17 protein-coding genes are annotated in these 20,725 nt (G+C 71.6%); 13 read left to right on the top strand and 4 right to left on the bottom strand.

Translation table 11 applies throughout. The features are described from left to right. Positions 1–24 precede the first annotated feature (24 nt). The gene (locus LR393_RS19945; RefSeq protein WP_231485517.1) at positions 25–423 is read right to left on the bottom strand and encodes a universal stress protein; all 399 of its coding nucleotides are present in this window, start codon (positions 421–423) and stop codon (positions 25–27) included. Positions 424–531: 108 nt separating this feature from the next. Between LR393_RS19945 and LR393_RS19940 the strand changes: the two genes are divergently transcribed. From LR393_RS19940 to LR393_RS35550, 8 genes are all read left to right on the top strand, one after another. Further along, entirely contained in the window at positions 532–786 is a 255-nt protein-coding gene (locus tag LR393_RS19940) for a hypothetical protein (RefSeq protein WP_231485515.1), read from the top strand. 229 nt (positions 787–1,015) lie between these two features. Then, positions 1,016–3,658, top strand: coding sequence for an aminotransferase class III-fold pyridoxal phosphate-dependent enzyme (locus tag LR393_RS19935; protein ID WP_231485514.1), 2,643 nt, complete (start codon positions 1,016–1,018; stop codon positions 3,656–3,658). Beyond that, the gene (locus LR393_RS19930) at positions 3,655–4,704 is read left to right on the top strand and encodes a 3-oxoacyl-[acyl-carrier-protein] synthase III C-terminal domain-containing protein (RefSeq protein ID WP_231485512.1); all 1,050 of its coding nucleotides are present in this window, start codon (positions 3,655–3,657) and stop codon (positions 4,702–4,704) included. The genes LR393_RS19935 and LR393_RS19930 overlap by 4 nt, the downstream gene beginning before the upstream one ends. Before the next feature lie 25 nt (positions 4,705–4,729). Continuing rightward, the gene (locus LR393_RS19925) at positions 4,730–4,990 is read left to right on the top strand and encodes an acyl carrier protein (RefSeq protein WP_231485510.1); all 261 of its coding nucleotides are present in this window, start codon (positions 4,730–4,732) and stop codon (positions 4,988–4,990) included. Beyond that, entirely contained in the window at positions 4,987–6,726 is a 1,740-nt protein-coding gene (locus LR393_RS19920; protein ID WP_231485509.1) for an N-acyl-D-amino-acid deacylase family protein, read from the top strand. Before LR393_RS19925 ends, LR393_RS19920 begins: the two co-directional genes overlap by 4 nt. Then, positions 6,723–7,763 (top strand): NAD-dependent epimerase/dehydratase family protein, encoded by a 1,041-nt coding sequence (locus LR393_RS19915; protein ID WP_231485508.1) that lies wholly within the window; start codon positions 6,723–6,725, stop codon positions 7,761–7,763. The genes LR393_RS19920 and LR393_RS19915 overlap by 4 nt, the downstream gene beginning before the upstream one ends. A gap of 1 nt (position 7,764) precedes the next feature. Further along, positions 7,765–8,703: an SAM-dependent methyltransferase gene (locus tag LR393_RS19910; protein ID WP_231485507.1), complete on the top strand. Its 939-nt coding sequence runs from the start codon at positions 7,765–7,767 to the stop codon at positions 8,701–8,703. A gap of 239 nt (positions 8,704–8,942) precedes the next feature. Beyond that, positions 8,943–9,494 carry a response regulator transcription factor gene (locus LR393_RS35550; protein ID WP_269327569.1) on the top strand — a complete coding sequence of 184 codons (552 nt, stop codon included), beginning with the start codon at positions 8,943–8,945 and terminating at the stop codon, positions 9,492–9,494. Positions 9,495–9,508: 14 nt separating this feature from the next. Here LR393_RS35550 and LR393_RS19900 read toward each other — a convergent pair whose 3' ends face one another. From LR393_RS19900 to LR393_RS19890, 3 genes are all read right to left on the bottom strand, one after another. Beyond that, a complete protein-coding gene (locus LR393_RS19900; protein WP_231485506.1) occupies positions 9,509–11,986 on the bottom strand; it encodes an MMPL family transporter in 2,478 nt (825 codons plus the stop codon). Next, positions 11,983–13,284: an MFS transporter gene (locus tag LR393_RS19895; protein WP_231485505.1), complete on the bottom strand. Its 1,302-nt coding sequence runs from the start codon at positions 13,282–13,284 to the stop codon at positions 11,983–11,985. Before LR393_RS19895 ends, LR393_RS19900 begins: the two co-directional genes overlap by 4 nt. A gap of 70 nt (positions 13,285–13,354) precedes the next feature. Next, positions 13,355–13,972 carry a TetR/AcrR family transcriptional regulator gene (locus LR393_RS19890; RefSeq protein ID WP_231485504.1) on the bottom strand — a complete coding sequence of 206 codons (618 nt, stop codon included), beginning with the start codon at positions 13,970–13,972 and terminating at the stop codon, positions 13,355–13,357. 218 nt (positions 13,973–14,190) lie between these two features. Between LR393_RS19890 and LR393_RS19885 the strand changes: the two genes are divergently transcribed. From LR393_RS19885 to LR393_RS19865, 5 genes are all read left to right on the top strand, one after another. Further along, positions 14,191–15,171 carry a TOMM precursor leader peptide-binding protein gene (locus tag LR393_RS19885; protein WP_231485503.1) on the top strand — a complete coding sequence of 327 codons (981 nt, stop codon included), beginning with the start codon at positions 14,191–14,193 and terminating at the stop codon, positions 15,169–15,171. Continuing rightward, positions 15,168–16,787 (top strand): SagB/ThcOx family dehydrogenase, encoded by a 1,620-nt coding sequence (locus tag LR393_RS19880; RefSeq protein ID WP_231485502.1) that lies wholly within the window; start codon positions 15,168–15,170, stop codon positions 16,785–16,787. The genes LR393_RS19885 and LR393_RS19880 overlap by 4 nt, the downstream gene beginning before the upstream one ends. 2 nt (positions 16,788–16,789) lie before the next feature. Next, complete coding sequence (locus LR393_RS19875) at positions 16,790–18,934, top strand: TOMM precursor leader peptide-binding protein (RefSeq protein WP_231485501.1); 2,145 nt, start codon at positions 16,790–16,792, stop codon at positions 18,932–18,934. A 15-nt stretch (positions 18,935–18,949) separates the two neighbouring features. Beyond that, the gene (locus tag LR393_RS19870; RefSeq protein ID WP_231485499.1) at positions 18,950–19,723 is read left to right on the top strand and encodes a DUF5944 family protein; all 774 of its coding nucleotides are present in this window, start codon (positions 18,950–18,952) and stop codon (positions 19,721–19,723) included. After that, the coding region (locus LR393_RS19865; protein ID WP_231485497.1) for an insulinase family protein at positions 19,710–20,725 on the top strand (1,016 nt) is incomplete at its 3' end. The genes LR393_RS19870 and LR393_RS19865, both read left to right, overlap by 14 nt.

Raw genomic sequence — 20,725 nt, 5'->3', positions numbered from 1 at the left:
GCCGGGGGTTCTGGACCCGATCCCCTACCCCGCCGGAGGTGACTTGACCGCGAGGACGGGGCAGTCGGCGTCCAGGATGATGCGCTGGGCGACGCTTCCGAGCAGGAACTTGCCCACGGTCGAGCGGTGGCGCACGCCCAGCACGATCAGGTCGGTGTCGTACCGGCCGGCGACGGTCAGGACGGCGGCGGCGATGTCGGCGTCGACGGGACGCTCGATCGTCAGGCCGACCCCGCGACCCGAGGCGCGCTGCGAGAACTCGGTGAGGGCCGCGTCCGTCGCGTACTTCGGGTCGACCAGGGCCTCGCCCTTCGCGGCGTTGACGAGGACCAGGTCGGTGTCGCGGAAGACGGCCTGTTCCAGGGCGGACCCGAAGGCGGCCCCGGCGGAGGCGTGGGGGGTGTGGGCGAGTACGACGGTCACCGGTTCACCTCGTCGGGAGTGGGGGACCTGCGGATCACGCGCAGGATCAGGGGGAGATGATCACGACGGCCAGGACGGCCGATCGTGCCTCCGGGCCCCTCGATGTTGATGACCTGGGTTCCTCACCAGGTCGGAGCCGAGGGCCCGGGCGGTGCCGTCCCGGCCGCCGCCCGGCGCGGCCGGGGCGACCAGCTGGAGCTGCCCGGTCGACGGAAAGCCGGAGGCGCTGCTGGTGGGCGCCTCCTGTCCGCAGCCGGCCAGACCAAGGGCCGGCACCAGCAGGAACCCGGCGGCCACGGCGCGCAGGCATCGATGCGACCAGGACGCTCCCCTCTCGGCAGTGAGCTGCGCCGCACCCCATAAAACAACTTTACACGGCGAAATGTCTACAAAGTCATGGTTCGAATGACTGACGTCTGCGGCCCGGTCGGTGGGTGGGTGAAATTCGTTTCTGCGCAGCCATAACGCGGGGGTCCGGGAAAACGGGGGCGCCCACGGATTCCCGGGATGCCGACCGGTGGATGTCGTCCCTAGTCTCAAAGGGGGAACTTCGACGGTGCCGCACGAAATCATTTTCCGGACCGGGGGATTCATGCGCGATTCCTGGCGTCTTCTACCGCACCTGGTCTCCGAGGGGGCCAGGATCGTCGGCTGGAGCTGTGTTTTCGGCCTGCGCCGGGCGCTGCCCGGCGGGCCGGGCGATGCCGAGCTGCTGCGCGGCTACCTGTTGCGCCTGGGGCCGCTGTACGTCAAGGCGGGCCAGGTGCTCGGTACCCAGTCAGGAGTGCTGGCGGGTGACACGGTCGAGCAGTTCCGCTCCTTCTTCTCTGACCTGCCCCCGATGCGCCGCGACCAGCTGCGCGCCACGCTGAAACGCTCGGGAGAAGGGCTTTTCGCCGACTTCGACGAGGAGCCCATCGCCGTCGGGTCGGTCGCCCAGGTACACACGGCCCGGCTGGTGGACGGCCGCCGGGTGGCTGTCAAGGTGGTCAAGACCGGGGTGCGCGAACGCCTCGCCGCGGCGTCGCTGATCCTCGATGCCCTGATCCGGGGCGCCGGCCTGCTGGTACCCGCCGTGCGGCACTACGACCTGGCCGGGCACTTCGCCGCCCTGCGCCCGCTGCTCACCGGGCAGTGCGACCTGCTGGCCGAGCAGGCCCGGCAGGAGGCCGTGGCCGAGAACTTCCGTAACCACCCCTACGTGCGGGTGCCGCGCACGATCCCGGCCGCGTGCCGGGAGGACCTGCTGGTGATGGAGTACGTGCGGGGCGTGCCCGGCCAGGACCCGGGCCGCGCCGGCCACCGCCGCGAGGACCTGGCCGCCCGCCTGCTCGACGCCTTCAACACGATGGTCTACTTCCACGGCCTCTTCCACGTCGACCCGCACCCGGGCAACTTCCTGTTCGAGCCCGGCGGGCGCATCGTGCTGCTCGACTTCGGTCTGGTGGGGCGCCTGTCCGAGGACGACAAGTGGAACCTGTCGTCGTTCTACTTCGCCTGCGTGCGCCAGGAGTGGGAACGGGCCGCCGACCGGTTCACCACGACCTTCGCGCAGCACCCCGACCGAGCCCGGGGGTCGGGGGAGTACCACGCCGAGCTCACCGGCATCCTGCGCCGCCACTTCACCACCGAGACCGGCCACTGGTCGACCATGTCGTTCCTCGACGAGGCCTCCCGCCTGCTCCGGCGGCACGGCAGCCTGATCTCCACCCGCTTCTCCCTGCTGGCCCTCAGCACCCTGACCGGTGAGGGATTCCTCAGCCAGGTCGACCCGCAGCTCGACATCTGGCGCAACGGGCGCAAGTTCACCGACCGTTTCTCCCCGTACCTGAGCGACGACCTGCGCGACACCTTCGAACGGGAGCTGCGCGACCGCACCCCGATCACCGGCGCCGCCCGCCGCGACGCCGCCCGGTACCTGGTCGCCCCCACCCACTTCGACCGGTTCGTGTTGCCCGCCGCCTACCCGATCGTCGTCGCGAAGGCCTCCGGTTCCCGGCTCACCGACCTGGACGGCAACGAGTACGTGGACCTGTCGGGCGGATTCGGCCCCCACCTGCTCGGCTACGGCCACCCGGTACCGGCCGCGGCGATCCGACGCGCCGTCGACTCCGGTGGGGTCAACGCCCTGGGCAGCCCGGCCGAACTCACCCTGGCCCGCACCCTGACCGCGGCCTTCCCCGCAACCCTGGCCGTGCTGGCCAACTCCGGTACCGAGGCGGTGCAGATGGCCGTCCGGATGGCCCGCGCCCACACCGGCCGCCAGCGCGTGGCCAAGTTCGAGGGCCACTACCACGGCTTCTCCGATCAGGGCATGGTCAGCTCCTGGTTCCGCTACCGCGGCGAGGCGAACGCACCGTCACCGGTGGCCAACTCGGCCGGCGCGCAGCACAGCGTCGTCGACCAGACCCTGGTGCTGCAGTACGGCCTGGACGAGAGCCTGCACCGCATCACCGACGCCGCCGGCGACCTGGCCTGCGTGATCGTCGAGCCGATGCCCTCGGTCACCGGGGGCTTCGACGCCGGCTTCCTGCGCCGCCTGGCCGCGACCTGCCGCGCCCACGGCGTGCTGCTGGTGTTCGACGAGGTCGTCACCGGCTTCCGGGTCACCTACGGGGGAGTGCAGCACCTGGCCGGCGTGACCCCCGACCTCACCTGCCTGGGCAAGATCATCGGCGGCGGCCTGCCCTGCGGCGCCGTGGTCGGGCGCCCCGACGTCGTGGGCGTCGCCCGCAGCAGCGGCGACCCCTTCCTCGACGTGCACAGCCGCGCCTTCGTCGGTGGCACCATGAGCGGCAACTCGATCACCGCGGCCGCCGGCGCCGCCGTGCTGGGCCACCTGCGCGACCACCCGGGCATCTACACCGGGCTGGAGAGGAAGACCGCCTGGCTGGTCGGCGAACTGCGCTCGCACGTGGCCGCCCTGGGTCTGTCCTGCGAGATCTCCGGGCAGCGCTCGCTGCTCGGCATCACCTTCGACTACGCCCGCCCCAAGCTGATCCGTGACCGGCTGGCGGGCTCCCACACCAAGGCCAACATCGCCCTGGCCTGCTACATGCGCAAGCACGGCGTGTACCTGCCGGAACTGCACACCCTGATGATCGGCGACGCGCACACCGACGCCGACCTCGAACTCGTCGGCCGGGCCTTCGCGCAGTCGCTCGCGGAGATGACGCAGGCCGGGTTCTTCAGCTTCGAGTCCACCCCACCGGTCCCCGCGAGGAGCGCCCCGTGAGATTCCTGGCCATCGAGCACGTGCTCCCCTCGCGGCCGGTCACCAACGCCGAGGTGATCGGCGCGGTCCGGCACGCCAGCGCCCGGCACCTGCCGGCCTGCGACCTGGACGTGGTGGAGCGCCTGCTGCGCAGCAGCTTCGACTCCTGCGGCACCACCGTGCGCTACCACTGCGGCGCCGGGGAGCTGCCGCACGAGCTCGCCCTGCGGGCCGGGGAACAGGCGCTGGCCACCGCCGGGACCGACCGGGACGAGATCGACCTGCTGATCTACACCGGCGTCGCCCGGGCCGTGGTCGAACCGGCCGCCGCCACGGCCCTGCAGGCCGGTCTGGGCCTGCGCAACGCCACCGCCTTCGACGTCTCCGACGCCTGCGCGAGCTGGGTGCGCTCCCTCGACCTGGCCCGCAACCTCCTGGCCACCGGTGCCTACCGGCGCATCATGATCCTCAACGCCGAGTTCGGATCGCGGCAGAGCCACCACTACGAGCTGCGCTCGCTGGAAGACTTCCCGAGCTGGCACCCGGGCCTGACCGTGGGCGAGGCCGCGACCGCCACGATCGTCTCCGACGACGACGAGAACGACCACTACGAGTCCAGTTTCCGCACCTACGGCGACCGCTGGCAACTGTGTTACGTGCCGCTGGCCAACGCCGGCGACTGGTTCGGTCACCACGCCCCGGAGGCGGCCGCGGCCGAGCCCATGCGCTTCGTCTCGCACGGCCTGCGGCTGATGGAGTTCGCCCTCGCCCGCCTGGTCGAGCACTACCGGGAGCGCCCGGAGTACGAGCAGTTCAAGCCCGACGTGATCTTCGGGCACTCGGCGAGCGACGGCATGTCCCGCCTGCTGGCCACCCGCTGCGGCCTGGACCCCGACCGCTTCCGCCTGGGTCACCACGAGACCGCGAACACGGTGTCGGCCTCGGTGCCGGTGGCGATGTCCCGGGCGATCGGGCGGGGACAGCTGGTGGACGGCGACCGGGTGGTGCTGCTCGTGGCCTCGTCCGGTGTCGCCACCGCGCTCACCAAGTTCGTCTACCGATCCTGAAACAAGCCGTCGATCAGGAGGAACCGTGACCAGGAACCAGATCTTCGCCACCGTCGTCGAGTTCGCCACCGCGGTGGGCGACCAGGTGTCCGGGCAGGCCATCGCCCTGGACGACACCCCGCTCAGCGTGCACGGGCTCAGCTCGATCGGCCTGCTCCAGCTGTTCACCCAGCTGGAAGACCATTTCGGCATCCGGATCAGCGACGGCGACGGGCTGCGCGCCGGGAGCGCCCTCGACGTCGTGGACCTGGTCGAGCGCAAGCTCGGCGCCCGGGAGGCGTCGTGACCTTCGACCTGATCATCCGCCGCGGACGGGTCTTCGACGGCACGGGAGCCCCGTCCGTCCTGGCCGATGTCGGGATCCGGGACGGGGTGATCGCCGAGATCTCCGGCCCGCCGCTCCCGGTGGACGGCTGCCCCGAGGTGATCGACGCCGACGGTGCCTGGGTCACCCCGGGCTTCATCGACGTCCACACGCACTACGACGCCGAGATCCTGGTGAACCCGGGCCTGCCCGAGTCGCTGCGCCACGGCGTCACCACGGTCGTGATGGGCAACTGCTCCCTGTCCACGGTCTTCTCCGACCCGGTGGACTGCGCCGACCTGTTCAGCCGGGTCGAGGCCGTGCCCCGCGACCAGGTGCTGAAGACGTTGCGGGACAAACGCTCCTGGTCCGGTCCGGCCGACTACATCGACACCATCGACGCGCTGCCGCTGGGCCCCAACGTCGCCGGTTTCCTCGGCCACTCCGACCTGCGGGCCCACGTGCTCGGCCTGGGCCGCTCGGTCGACCCCCGGGCCCGGCCCAGCCGCGCCGAGATGGCCCGGATGGAGGCCCTGCTCGAGGAGGCGGTCAAGGCCGGCATGCTCGGGATGTCGTCGATGACGAGCCCTTTCGCCCGGCTGGACGGTGACCGCTACCGCTCGGCCCGGCTGCCCTCGACCTACGCCACCTGGCACGAGTTCCGCCGCCTGCACGCCGTTCTGCGTTCGCACGGGGCCGTGCTGCAGAGCGCCCCGAACACCACCCGGCCGCTCAACACCGTGCTCTTCCTGCTGAGCAGCTCCGGTTTCGGCGTGCGCCCGGCCCTGCGCACCACCCTGCTGACGGCGATCGACCCCAAGGCCGCGCCGTTCTTCTTCCGGGTGCCCGGCTTCAGCGCCCGCACGGCGAACCGGTTCGGCCGCGCCGACGTGCGCTGGCAGCACCTGCCCCTGCCGTTCGAGCTCTACGCCGACGGCATCGACCTGGTGATCTTCGAGGAGTTCGGCGCCACCGCGGCGGCCCTGCACCTGCGCGACGAGGTCGAGCGGCGGGAACTGATGGCCGATCAGGGGTACCGGGACTGGTTCCGCGCCGAGTACACCCGCCGGTTCCCGGTGAAGGCCTGGCACCGGGACCTGTACGACGCGCAGATCGTCGACTGTCCCGACGACTCGCTCATCGGCCTGAGTTTCGGCGAGGCCGCGGACCGCCGGGACATCCACCCGGTGGACGCGTTCTGCGAGCTGATGGTGCTGCACGGGCAGAAACTGCGCTGGCGCACCACGATCGCCAACCACCGGCCCGACGTGCTCGACCGGTTGGCCGTCGACACCGGGGTACAGATCGGTTTCGCCGACTCCGGTGCCCATCTGCGCAACATGGCCTTCTACAACTTCCCGCTGCGCCTGCTGTGGAGAGTGCGGGAGGCCCAGCGCGCCGGGCAGCCGTTCATGACCACCGAGGCGGCCGTGCACCGGCTCACCGGTGAGCTGGCGGCCTGGCTGGGCCTGGACGCGGGCCGCCTGGAGGTGGGAGCGCGGGCCGACGTCACCGTGATCGACCCGGAAGGGCTCGACCAGGAGGTGAACGCCTACCACGAGGCGCCGATGGACGTCTTCGGCGGGCTGCGGCGCATGGTCAACCGCAACGACCGCGCGGTTCCCGCGGTGTGTGTGGGCGGGCAGGTGGTCTTCCGGTCGGGGGTGGCGTCGCCGGTCGCGGCAGGGCGCTATCTGAGGACGCGGGTCGGCTCGTGAGGGTGCTGCTCACCGGGGGAGGTGGTTTCCTCGGGCGGGCGATCCTGGTGCAGCTACGCGCAGCCGGTCACCAGGTGCGGGTGCTGAGCCGGCGCGCACTGCCGTCGCCGGCCGACGAGCCGGTCGACGTGGTGCGCGGCGACCTGCGGGACGCACGGGACGTGGCCCGGGCGGTGGCGGGCAGCGACGCGGTGGTGCACTGCGCGGCCCGCACCGGCTTCTGGGGGCCGTCCGAGGACTTCTTCGAGACCAACGTGCGCGGCACCGAGCACGTGCTCGCGGCCTGTCGCCGGCACGGTGTGGACCGGCTGGTGCTGACGTCCAGCCCGAGCGTGGTGCACGGTGGCCGGGACCTGTCCGGCGTCGATGAGAGCGTGCCCTACGCGACGCGTTTCACCTGTCACTACCCGCGCACCAAGGCGATCGCGGAGCAGCTGGTACTGGCCGCGAACGGCTCCCGCCTGGCCACCTGCGCCCTGCGCCCGCACCTGGTCTGGGGGCCGGGCGACCCGCACTTCGTGCCCCGCCTCGCCGAGGCCGCCCGGCGGGGGCGGCTGCGCCAGGTCGGGCCCGGCGATCGGCTCATCGACACGGTGTACGTGGACAATGCCGCCCACGCACACGTTCTCGCGCTCGGGCGGCTGGAGCCGGGATCGGCCCCGGCCGGGCGAACCTACTTCATCACCCAGGACGACCCGCGGCCGGTCGCGGCCACGATCAATATGTGGCTCGGGGCGGCCGGACTGCCGCCGGAGCACCGGCGGATCGGCGTGGGGACCGCCCGGGTGATCGCCGCCGCCGGTGAGACCGCCTGGCGCCTGGGCTCTCTGCCGGGGGCACCGCCCCTGACCCGGTTCCTGCTCGAGCACCTCACCACCGAGCACTGGTTCGACATCGGCGCGGCCCGGCGCGACCTGGGCTATGCCCCCCTGGTCAGTACCGCCCGGGGACTGGAACGCCTGAGGGCCTCCCTGTCCGGTCACCGGATCGAGACCACCCCCGTCCCCGATATCCCTGATGTTTCTGAGGAGATCTGACATGGCACTGCTCCAGAACCCGGTCAAGGGCCGCTACCGAGGTGTCTCGGTCGAGGCCGCACGCAAGCACTACGACCTGCCTGACGACTTCTTCCGGATCTGGCTGGGCCCCAGCCTGGCCTACTCCGCGGCCCTCTGGCAGCCCGGCGACACGCTTGAGCAGGCCCAGGACCGCAAGATGGACTATCTCGCCGAGCAGGCCCGGATCGAGCCCGGGCAGCGGGTTCTCGACGTCGGGTGCGGGTACGGCACGGAGGTGAAGCGGCTCCTGGAGAAGGAGGGGATCTCCGAGGCCGTCGGGATCACCCTGAGCCAGACCGGGGCCGACTGGCTGGCGGCCCGGAAGATCCCGGGGCTGGAGGTGCGGGTCGAGAACTGGGCCGACCACCGGCCGGTGCGGCCCTACGACGCGATCATCTCGTTCGAGGCGTTCGAGCACTTCGCCCGGCCGGGGATGTCGCAGCGGCGCAAGATCGCCGGATACCGGGCCTTCTTCGAGCAGTGCCGCTCGATGATCGCGCCGCAGGGCCGGCTGGTGGTGCAGACCATCACCTGGGGGCACCGCTTCCCGCTGGAACGCCGCTGGCTGAGCGACCTGTCGATGGCGGCGAAGAACTACCCCGAGTGCAACCCGGCGTTCCTCAGCGAGGTCGTCGCCGCGTCCGACGGTCTGTTCGACCTGGTCGCCGCCCGCAACGACTTCGCCGACTACTCGCGCACCGCGGCGGCCTGGGTGCGCAACCTGGACGCGGACTGGGAGCATTCGGTGGACCTGGTCGGCCTGAAGAAGACGCAGGACTTCAAGCAGACCATGACGGCGGCGGTGCGGGCCTTCGCCTCGGGCTGGTTCTACCTGCACCGGCTCACCTTCAGCCCGGTCGAGCAGCCGACGAAGCCCGCCCGGCACTTCCTGGTCAACAATGTGATCGGCCGATTCTGATATTACCGATTGGTTTTTCGTCGCCCATTCGGGATTGATCGGGGCGCGGGGGTTAAATATCCGTCCGATCTGGTTAGGATCAGTTGGATAATCCGATCAGCGCCGTACGTGCACTTACGGACGAGGGCCTTTGGCATGAGCGGGGGGACGCAGCCTTGGACTCATCAGTACGTCAGCAAAAAGGATGTGGCAACGCCATTCTTCTAGGGTCGTGGTGGCCGACCGGAACGCACGGGGCCATGCGCCAGGGCGGGGTGGAGATCGTGCCCTGCGCCGACATGAGCGAGTTCCCGGCGCTGATGGCCGACCCCGACATGGGGTGGTTGCTGTTCGCCGCCGACCTGGACGACCATCACATCGAGCAGACCCTGTGGCGGGCCCGGACGGCGCGCAGCGACATCGAGATCGGCCTGCTCGGAGCCCGTCACGACCGTCGGCGGGCCGAACGCTGGATCCGCCGGGGGTGCGCCGTCTACCTCGAGCTGGAGACCAGCCCGAGACGGGTGATCGAGGCGATGGACCTGGTGAGCCGGTTACGGGTGCGGGTCATCGACTCGATCTTCCACGAGGGTCAGCACGCCGGTCTCTCCCTGCCCCGGGTGGGGCTCACGAGACGTGAGAGAGACGTTCTGCAATTACTCGATCATGGTCACCGGAACAGCGAGATCGCAGGCTTTCTGCATATCAGCGAGAATACCGTCGAGTATCACATCCGGCACATTCTTCAGAAGCTCGGGGTGCGTAATCGCATGGAGGCCTGTCGTCAGGCCGCCGTGCTCGGGCTGATTTAGTTCCGGGCCTTCTGCTATTCCAGGTGCACCTTCGGAATGGCTCTTTCCAGGGGTCCCGGCAGCCACCAGTTCCACTTGCCGGCCAGTGTCATCACGGCGGGTACGAGCACCATCCGGATCACGGTGGCGTCGAGGGTCACGGCGACGGCGAGGGCGAAGCCCATCTGCTTGAGCTCCAGCACGTCGGCCACCAGGAAACTGCCGAAGACCACCATCATGATCGCGGCGGCGGCGGTGATCTGGCGGCCGGTGTGACTGAGGGCGGTGGCGACCGTGACCACGTGGTCGTGCGAGCGGTCCCACTCCTCCTTCATGCGCCCGACCAGGAAGACCTCGTAGTCCATCGAGAGCCCGAAGAGCAGGGCGAAGAGCGTGACCGGCAGGTAGGCCTGCAGGGTGCCCACGTTGCTGAACCCGAGCAGCGACTCGCCGTGGCCCTCCTGGAACACGAACACGGTCAGGCCCAGGGCCGCGCAGGTGGCCAGCAGGTTCATCACCGCGGCCTTGAGCGGGAGCAGGATGCTGCGGAACACCACGAGCAGGTAGAGGAACGACAGCCCGAGCACGATCGAGATCACCAGGGGGAGCTTGGCGGTGGTCTCGTCGCTGAGGTCGACGTACTGCGCGGTCAGCCCACCCACCAGGAACGTGGCGCCGGTGCCGGCCAGGGCCCCCGGGAGGATGTCGTTCCGCAGGTCGCGCACCAGCTGCATAGCGCCGACCGAGTCGATCGGCACGTCGGCCACCACGGTGAGCAGCAGATGGCGGCCCCCGGTATCCAGGTCGACGAGCTGGCCCAGGTCGGTTCGGAGGGCGGCGTCCCGGGCGGCGGCGCGCAGGGCGGGGGCGTCGTGACGGCCCGCTGCCTGGTCGAGTGCCTCGGTCGGCGAGACAATCTCCGCCACCGAGGAATTCGCGCGCAGTGAGTCGCCCAGGGCGGCCACGGCGTTCAGGTCGGCCGTGGTGATGCCCCCCGCCCCGGCGTCGATCACGATCTGCACCGGGGCGACGGCGCCCGGGGTGAAGGTGCCGGCTACGATCTGCTGCGCCCGGCCGGACTCGGTCTTGCCCAGGGCATTGAGGCCGAGGTCGAGGCCCAGCTTGATCCCGCCCAGCGGCAGGGCCATCACCACGAGCAGCACGATGCTGGCGCCCGCGCACAGCCAGGGCCGGCGCATCACCATGCGGGCCCAGCGCCCCCAGAACGTGGTCATCGGGTCGCCGCCGCCCCCGCCGACCGTGTCTTGCGGGCGCATCCGCCGCGGCAGGGCCAGCTTCTCCACCCGGGTGCCCAGCAGCCCCAGGATCGCCGGCAGCAGGGTGAGACTGACCAGCAGGGAACAGGTCACGACGATGCCCGTGCCCAGGGCGATCTGCTGGAACACGTGCCCGCGGATGACGACCATCGAGCAGAGGGCGACCATCACGATGATGCCGGAGGCCAGGACGGTGCGGCCGGAGGTGTGCAGGGCCTGGCCGACCGCGCCGCTGACGATGCACTTGCGCTCCCTGCGGGTCGAGGCCTCGGGGATGCGGTGGGCCAGTTCCTCGCGGAACCGGCTGACCACGAAGAGCCCGTAGTCGATGCCCACGCCGACGCCGATCATGCTGGCGATCACCGTGACGAACTGGTCGAGCCCGAAGACCGGGGCCACCAGGGCCAGCACGCCCATGCACAGCAGCACGCCGAGCAGGGCGGTGACGACCGGCAGCAGGGCCGCCACCAGGGCACCCGAGGCCAGCAGCAGCACCGCCAGGGCCACCGGGATGCCGATCATCTCGGCGCGTTCCTGGTCGTGCAGCTCGACCTCGGACAGGTCTTTGTTCAACGGGGTGGAGCCCGAGTACAGCGCCTCCACACCGGTTCCCGAGGCGGCGGCGGTCGCCGCCGTACTGATGTCGTCACTGAGGTCGGCCCGCTCGCTCGCGTCGCCGCGCATGCCGATCAGGGCGACCGCGGTGCGCCCGTCGTCACCGATGCGGCTGATGCCGCCCTCGGTGTACGGATCGACCACACCGGTGATGCCGGGAAGGGCCCGGACCTTCTCCAGCACCCCGGCGACCGCGGCCCGGTAGGCGGTGGAACGGGCGCCGGTGCCCGCCGCCGTGAACACCAGTACCCCCTGCTCGTTGCCCAGGGCCGGGAAGTGCTCGCCGAGCAGCTCCTGGGCCTGGTCGGACTGGGAACCGGCAATCGTGTAGCTGGGGGTGGACAGTTCCCGTTGCAGCATCGGGTAGAGGCACCCGGCCACGGTCAGGATCACGGCCCAGATACCGACGGCGATCCAGCCGTGCCGGGCCACCAGCGCGCCCCAGCGGTTGAGCAGGGACAGGCGCTGGTCGTCGTCGCCGCCCCGAAATCCCCGGTGTCCGTGCGACCCGTGCCGCATCGGTCCTCGTTCCCGGGTGGCGCCGTCCCGGCTGAGCGGGACGGACGCCTGATGGCGAGGTGCGTGGACGGGCGCGTGCCGGCGGTGCAGGAGGCTGGTCACGACGGTCTCTGCGAGTCGTCACCGGTCAGCCCGGCGATGGAGGGCGCGCCCAGGGCGGCGGCCCCACCACCCACGACGGTCAGGACGGCGATGGCCGTGAGCGCTCCCGACAGGTCGAGAGCATCGGTGAGGGGGCCGGAGAGCAGGGGCCCGATCAGCAGGCCGATGGCGTAGGCGATGTTGAAGAGGGCGTAGGCGCCGCCGAGGGCCGGTGGGCTGGCCTTGCCGCCCTGCACACCGATCAGGGTGGTGGCGGGTGCCGCGACGAAGGCCGTGGCGGCACCGAGCAGGGCCATGGCCAGGGCGACCGACCAGGTGCTGTCCGCGGCCCCGGCCCACCAGATCGACACCGCTCCGGCCAGCACGCCGATGCCGGTCAGCAGCCGGTTGTCGACGGTGGCGACCAGGCCCCCGACGATCGGGTTGAGAGTGGCGCCGGCCACCACGGTGAGGGCGAAGAGCAGGCCGATGCGGGTGCTGTCGGCGGCGATGGTGTCGGCCAGGTGGAAGGGCAGGACCGGTTCCAGCGCCGCGATCAGCCCGGCCTGCACGATGATCAGGCCGACGACGGCCAGGGTGCCGGGCACGCGCAGCACGGCGGTGGGGCCGGCCGGGTCGTCGTTCTGCCGGTGCGGCAGCCGGGGCACGAGCATCAGCCGGGCCACGGCGTCGAGCAGGGCCACGACCGCGGCCACCACGAACGGTGCGTGCGTGCCCCAGTGGGTGGCGATGAATCCGCCCAGCGGCGGCCCGGCGAGCACCCCCAGGGCGACCATGCTCATGGCCAGGCCCATCCAGCGGGCACGGTCGGCCAGCGGTGTGACCAGGGCGATGAGGGAGAGCCCGGCGACCCAGGACAGGCCCGCCGCGGCGCCCTGGAAGAGCCTCCCGAGCAGCAGCAGCGGGTACGGCCCGCCGACGGCGAACAGCAGGGTGGCGGCGCCGAGGCCGATCAGCCCCAGCAGCAGCGGGGTGCGGGGGCCGTGCCGGTCGACCAGGCGCCCCGCGAACGGGGTGATGAGCAGCAGGCTGGCGGCGTAGCTGGCGAACAGGATGCCGGTGCCGGTGGACCCCGCGTCTTTCAGGGCGGGCAGCAGCGGCAGGACCGGGATGGCCAGGCCGTAGACCAGCATGTCGACGAAGAGGGCCACACAGACCACGGCGATGGCCGCGCCCCGGTACCGGGCGTGTGGATCTGGTTCCGTGACCGGTGGTTCCGTGCCGCCGGGCGGCTGCTCGGCGTGGTGCAGCGAAACGGACACCTCTTCCGTACGTGCCGGATCCCCGTCGGTGTTCATCGATCGCGCTCCTTCGGCCCGCCCCTGAAGAGGTCCCCCCTGGACGGGGGCAGGCAGTGGTGGTGAGGGCTTATGCGGCGGTGACCGTTCTGAGCAGACGCTCGGCCAGGGCCCGGGACTGGGCGCTGTCGGGCAGGGGCGTCTCGCCGAGAGCGGCGCTGACGGTCACCCCGTAGGTGGTGCTGGCGATGAGGAACACCGCCGTGTCGAGATCGAGGGCCAGGGGTTCCTGGGCGCTCAGTTCTTTGAGGACGTGCCGGATCTGCTCCGACCAGCCGGACAGGGCCACCTGCTTCTCCGGCAGGCCCCCCTGCTCACCGGCCTCCCCGGTGGACTGGGGAGCCACGATGGTCGAGACCACGGCCAGCGTGCGGAACTGCGGATCTTCCCGGAGCGCGTCGAGATAGCCGGCGACGAACGCCACCAGGCGCTCGCGCGGATCGGTGCCCTCGGCCTGCAACTGCGCGAACGCCGGGGCGGGATGGTCTTGCCAGGCCTGGGACAGGGCGGCGTGGAGCAGAGCGGTCTTGTCGGTGAAGTGGTGGTGCACCGCCCCCCGGGTGACCCCGGCCTGCTCGGCGACGCCGACGAACGACGTGCCGTTCCACCCCTCGGAGGCGAAACGCTGCAGGGCCGCACGCAGGATCTTCTCCCGGGTGCGAGCAGCTTCCTCCGCCGTGTTCCGCATACATACAGTCTTGCATGTATGTAACGAGGGTGTCCAACGGGCCGTCCGAAAGGGTGAGGGGCGGCCCCGGGTTTTCCGTGGGAAAGAACAACGGCTGGTGCTGGCGCCGGGCCGATCCGGTCCCACCTAGCCTGGAAATCCACGCACCGCAGGCGAAAACGACTGCCGGGGCGACCAGCACGTCCACTGTTTCCGGCTCCGACCGCCCTGGAGGCCAGATGACCACGACCGCCCCGGTGATCGGGACCGGAGACGCCTGCCTGACCCGGGTCGGCCCGGGCCTGGTCACCCTCGGCAGCGCCGCCCGCACGCTCGAGGTCCGGGCGGACGACGAGGTGGCCGCCGAGCTGCACCGCCTGATCGACCAGGTGCTGCCGCTCTTCGCCTTCCCCGCCGCGCCGGGTGAGCTCGATCCCGGCGACCTGGAGCTCTACGACAAGTACCGCGAGCTGATCGAGCGCCTCGACCTGGTGCGCACCCCGCGGTCGGAGGTGCTGGAGCGCATGGTCTCCCCGGCGCACAGCGGGCTCTACCGGTACCTGGCCCGGCACAGCAGTGAGCCGGACGAGCACTTCCTGGCGGTTCTCGACCGCAGCGTCGTGCTGCACGGGCCGACCGCCTACGTGCGGCGGCTCGGGCGCATCGTCGCCGAGCAGGGGCTGGCGGTCCAGGTCGGTCAGGACTGGCGCCCGGGTGATCCGCTCCCGCAGCCGGCGCCGGGTGAGAACGGCGTCACCGTGATGGTGGCGATGCAGGCGGGTGCGTCGGTGGCCGACTGGCGGGCGGTCAACCAGGCCCATCAGAACAGTGGACGTCTGTGGGCACCGGTGCTCGTCACGCCGGCGGACGTGCGGCTGGGACCGTGGACGGCACCCGGGGAGTCGGCCTGTCCCACCTGCCTGGAACGAGGTGGGACAACGAATTCCGGATCGCCGGCGGTGGTGGGTTCTTCGTCGGTGGGGGCGGCCTGGTCGGCGTGGGCCACCACCCAGGCGGCGATGCTGCACTGGACCGGAGGAGTGCTGGCGCACCTGCTGCTGCGGATCGCCGCCCCGACCGGGCCGAACCACCCGTGGGGCAGCGTTTTCACGCTCGACGCGGACCGGATGCGGCAGGAGTCGGTGCGGGTGTGGCGCGACCCGGCCTGCCCCGACTGCGGTGTCACCGGCCTGCGCACCCCGGCCTGGCGGGACCTGTGACCGCCGGTGCGAGTGCCGGTGCCAGTGCCAGTGCCAGTGCCAGTGCCAGTACCGGTGCGGGTGCCGGTGCCCTGGCCGTCGACCACGACGCGGTCCTGGCGGGTCTCGGCCTCGCCGCCCGGGTTCTGCCGCCGCCCTGGCCGATGCCCGCGCACGTGCTCGCCCTGGTGGACCGGCGTCTCGCGGGGGAGGGCAATGCTCTGCGGGCGGGGCCGGTACCGCTGCGCGACCTGGTCGTCGCCCCGGATCAAGCCGAGGCCGAGCTTCTTTCGCTGGAAGCCGGATTCGCTGTCCGTCTGTCCACCCCTCAGGAAACGGCTTTCACCGGGGCGGCGGCGGACGAGGACGAGGCGGTGCTCCGGTCGCTGCTGCGGGCTCTGGAGGTGTTCGCCGTTCCCCGCCACCCCTGGGAGCCGGACGGACTGCGATCGGTGGTGGTGCGCGTCCTCAAGCATCTGGGGGCCGTGACCTTCTCGGCCGGGCGGGCCGGTGCTGATCTGTTCCAGGTGGTGGCGGCCCGTGCGGACGGGACCGCGGGCAGCGGGTGGGGGCGGTCCTTGGAAGAGGCTGCCGAGCGGTCGGTCCGGCATCTGGTGGGTGTGCTCGCGGGACGGTGGCAGGTGAGACCGATCGAGGTGGCCGGTGGTCGTCTGCCGATCCGGGACTTCCTGCGGGAGAACGGACGCGGGGTCTCCTGGCGGGTCGTGCATCAGGGGGACGGGCTGGTGGTCGTGCAGACCCGGCTGAGAAGACCGGTGCCCCGCAAACCCTGGTCGGCCCCGGCGCCGAACCAGCTGAATCTGGCTGTCCCGGACGAACGGGTCCGGCTCTCCCGGCTCTACCACGAGAACTCCAAGCTGCAGAGGAACTTCCGCGACCTGCCACCGGTCGACCTGGCCACCGTCACGCCCGCTCTGCAGACCGTGGTGGCGCAGGCCGCCCGGGTGGTCGCGCCCGGCACCCCCGAGGTGCGACTGCCCCGGCGCGACCGGCAGCGCCCGCAGAAAAGTCTCGACCTGGCGTTGCGCAGTCGCCGGTCGTGGGCCGGGATGGACGAGGCATCCATGACGCTCGACGATCTGGGGCATCTGCTGGACAGCGCGATCGGCGTGACCGGGAGCTCGGGCCTGCCGGACTCGACGGTCCGGATGCCGATGCGCGCGTTCCCGGCCTCCGGCGGGCTGTTCTCCACCGACGTGTACGTCTATGCCCGCCGGATCGAGGGTCTGGCGCCCGGGGTGCACTACTACGAGCCGATCCGGCACAGCCTGCACCACGTGCGGGCCGACTGCGACGACCAGGAGGTGCTGGAGAACATCGGCTACCCGGCCCGGGCCCGGCAGGCGGCCGCGGTGCTGGTGTTCGCCGCCTCGTTCCGCCGCCTGCAGTGGAAGTACTGGGAAAGGGCCTACCGGATGGTTCATCTCGACTGCGGGCACCTGGCCCAGAACGTGATCCTGGTGGCCGGTGCGATGGATCTGGTGGCCCACCCGATGATCGCCTTCACCGACGACTACTTCGACCGTCTCACCGGCGTCAACGGCCAGGACGAGGCCGTCATCCATCTGACCCTGCTCGGGCCCGCGCGGGCCGGCAACCCCCGGCCGAAGGAGTGACCATGGCGAAACCCGCTCTGGAAGACGAGATCGTGCTCTCCCCGGGGACCCACGTCCACGCGGTGGACGACGACAGCGGTTTCCTGGAGGAGTCCGCCGGGGTACGGCGGATCCAGGGGGAGCGCCTGGGGGCGGCCGTCAGCGAGGTACTCGGCGCGCTGACCGTGCCGCGACGGGTCGGGGACGTGCTCGACGGGGTGCGCGACCTGTCCCGCGACCAGGCCCTGACCTGGCTGTCGGACCTGCTGGAGGCCGGGCTGGTGCGCCCCGGCCGGCCCGTGGCCGGCACCACGGTGCAGCTGTGCGGCGACGAGACCCTCACCGCCTGCGCCCGGGTGGCCCTGCCCGCGCACGCCCGGGTGAGTGCCGACGGGGCCGATCTGTTGCTGGTGATCGCCGACTCGCTGTACGACGCGCGGGCCGAGGCGCTGGCCCGGGACTGTGTGCGGCGGGGCAGCGCGTTCCTGGTGGCCGGGGCGGATCCGGGGCGCGGGGCGTTCGTCACCCCGGTATGGCGGCCGGGCGAGCGGCTGGCCTGCTACGAGTGTGTGCGCACCCGCCTGCACGCGAACGCGCCGACCGGGCGCACCCGCTGGGAGTACCAGCAGAGCCTGTCCCGGGGCGGCGTGAGCTCGGGGCGGGGTCCGGTCGGCGTGGCCGGCGCCCTCGGGGTGGCCGCGGTGCTCGCCGGGGTGCGGGCGGCGGCCTGGCTGAACGATGCCGACGGTCCGCAGGACGACCTGATCTGGATCGGTGACGACCTGAGCGCCGGGCACCGGCCGGTGCTGCCCGTCCCCACCTGTTCCTGGTGTGATCAGCAGCAGACAGGGCGGGAACGGGTCGAGCCGGGCGGGCTGCTCGCGGCGGTGGACGACGTGGCCGGCATCGTGCACTCGGCCACGGTGCGCCTGGCCGAGTCCGGGCCGCGGGTGCACCTGGGCGGCAGCGTGGCGGCGGACAACAGCCTGGTGCGGCCCTCGCTGCGGGTCACGCTCAACGGGGGCGCCGGCTTCACCCGCAGCGCCGCCCTGCTGTCCACGGCCGGGGAGAGCGTGGAACGGTACGCGGCCGGGATCTGGCGCCGGGAAGACCTGGTGGTCGCCCGGTACGACGATCTGGACGGGCCGGCCGTGCACCCGGGCGAGTTCGCGCTGTACTCGCCGGAACAGTACGCCGACCCGGCCTTTCCCTACCGGCCCTTCACCGCGTCGGACGTGGTGCGCTGGACGCGGGCGCACCGGCTGCGCGACGGGGCGGAGGTCTGGGTGCCGGCCTCGACCGTGTACCTGCCCTACCGGCGGGTGCGCGAGGAGGACGAGTTCGCGCCGTCGATCTCCACCGGCCTGGCCGCGGGCCCCGGGCACATCGCGGCAGTGCTGTCCGGTCTTCAGGAGGTGATCGAGCGCGACGCCCTGGCCATCTCCTGGCTGCACCGGTTACCGCCCCGGCCGGTGTCGCCCGAGGTCGTGGCCGCCTCGCCCCGGGTCGCCGAGCAGCTGGCCCTGGGCACCTCGTGGACGGTCGACTTCCACGACCTGTCCCTGGATCTCGACCTGCCGGTGGTGGCCGCGGTGATGCGGTACCGGCGTGACCGGGAGGATGTGCTGTCGTTCGGCAGCGCCTGCCGTGGCGACCTGACCGGGGCCGTGGAGAAGGCGTTCCTGGAGGCGGCGCAGGGGCTCACCTACGTGCGGCGGCTGCTGCGCACCTTCGCGGACTGGGAGGCGGCCCCGGACTTCTCCGACGTCGACGAGTTCAACAAGCACGCCATCCTCTACACCCGGTACCCGCACCTGCGGGAGCGGGCCGGGTACCTGTTGCACGGGCCGATCACCCGCCGCCCCGCGCGTCTTTCCGTCCCGGCGCCGGAGGGCGACGAGGCACTGCTGGACTCGGCCGTGCGGCAGCTGGCCGGGGCCGGGCACGAGGTCTACGTGGTGGACCTGACCACCCCCGACGTGGCGGCGCTGGGCGTGCGCGTGGTGCGGGTGCTCGTGCCGGGCCTGCAGCACCTGTCCGGCAGTCACGCCCTGCGCTTCCTCGGTGGTCGCCGGCTGAACGAGATGCCGCTGCGGCTGGCCCGTTCCGAGGGACACGAGTCGTGGAGCAGCCGACCGGACAACTCCTTTCCCCACCCCCTACCGTGATCATCTGGAGGAACCATGACCTATCTTGCGCCCCGGCAGGTGGTGGACACCGTGTTCGGCCGGGAGTTCGACGACACCGACGACCTGTCCGAGGCCTTCGCCCGTAACGTGACCAGCGAGCTGCTGGCCGGCACCACCACCGAGATCGATTTCCGGGCCGAGGTGATCGGTGACAGCGGCCTGAAGGTGTTCGTCCGCAGCATCACCCAGGGTCTGGTCGGCGAGGCCACGATCAGCCACCGCTTCTACTTCATCGACCGCGAGGAGATCCGCACCCGCCTGCACCAGGTCTCGGCGGAACACCCCGAGGCCGAGACCGAACTGCTGGTGCTGCTGCCCGACGGGGTGGACCGGGACTACTTCCACGCCGCGGTGCACGACTCGCACGACCGGCTGCTGGCTGTGCAGGCCGTGGTCTACGATCGGCAGGGTCACCACACCCGGTACCCGTTCCGCTCCGCCCTGGTCTCCGACATCCGTGCGGTCTGCGCCGACACCAGCGTCGTGACCTCCGGAACCGATTCGCCTCAGGCCCGTTTCACGCTCGACACGGAACCTCAGGAGCGTGACCGGGAGATCACCGTGCTCTGGGAGTCGATGGGCCTGATCCTGCGCTACCCGGTCGCGCTCCCCGCCGGGCAGACCCAGGTGGTGGTCGGGGTGTCGCTCGGGCCGGACGGTCCGCTGGCCACCGGCGACTGGGTGCTCATCGCGGTCGACGAGAACGAGGGTTTCATCACCCAGGCCCTGTTCGTGATGAGCCCGGCGGCCTCTCATGTGCCCGGCTGAGCTTCTGCTGGCCCAGGGGCGCGCGCGGCCCGGCCCGGTGGCCCTGAACCTGAGGCTGCCGGTCGGCAGCGGATCCGAGGATCCGCAGGCCGAGGGACTCGTCCATCTGCTCGAGCACCTGGTCGTCGCCTCGGTGCCCACCCGTTTCCGTCATCGGGTCCGGGCCGCGACCGGGCGGGACGTGACGGTCTTCGAGATGTCCGTGAGCCCGGACGAGGCCGCGCAGGCCGTCCGGGGCCTGCTCACCGCGGTGCGGTACCCGGTGCTCGGTGAGGTGGACGTGGCCCGGGAGAGACCGGTGGTGGCGCAGGAGACCCGGGAGCGGCACGCGTCCACCGGCTGGCGGTTGCAGCAGCGGTTCCTGGTGGCGTGGTGGACGGGGACCAGCTGGGCCCACAGCACTCTCGGTGACCCGGCCGCTCTCGACGACGTGCGGGCCGGATCTCTCGATGTGGTTCACCGGCAGTGGATCTCGGCGCCGGGGGCGGTGCTCGGGGTGGCCGGTCCGGAGGAGGGAATCCGGGCCGTCCGGCGGGAGGTGCGCGAAAGCGCCGGGGCGGGTCGGGGCGGTGGGGTCCGGGCGGACGGAGCGGTCCTGACGGACGGAGCGGTCTTGACGGACGAGGTGGTTCGGTCGGGCGGGGTGGGTCGCCGGGGTGATCCGGTGACGGGAGGTGGCTTCCCGGGATCGGAATGGCCGGTTGCACTGGGCATTTTCGTCACGACGTGGACCGATTCGCCCACCGGGCAGGTCATGACGGGTATCGGGCTGGCCGACGAGGTCGCCGGACCCGCCACCGAGACTGCCCGCGACCTGGCCCAGATCTTGCTGGAGGACGCTGGTGGCCCCCACCTCACCACTCATCGGCTGGGTGGGGTGCGGGCCTCGTGGCTGGTCCGGCCGGACGAGAGCCTCCGACCGTCCGGCGACCGGCAGCAGGGGCCGGTGCCGGGAGGCGTTCCGCCATCCGGTCTCGTTCATGACCTCGGTCTGGCTCTGCG

The sequence above is a fragment of the Kineosporia mesophila genome (assembly GCF_021129235.1).
GTDB lineage: Bacteria > Actinomycetota > Actinomycetes > Actinomycetales > Kineosporiaceae > Kineosporia > Kineosporia mesophila.
This window is presented reverse-complemented; position numbering and strand designations above follow the sequence as displayed.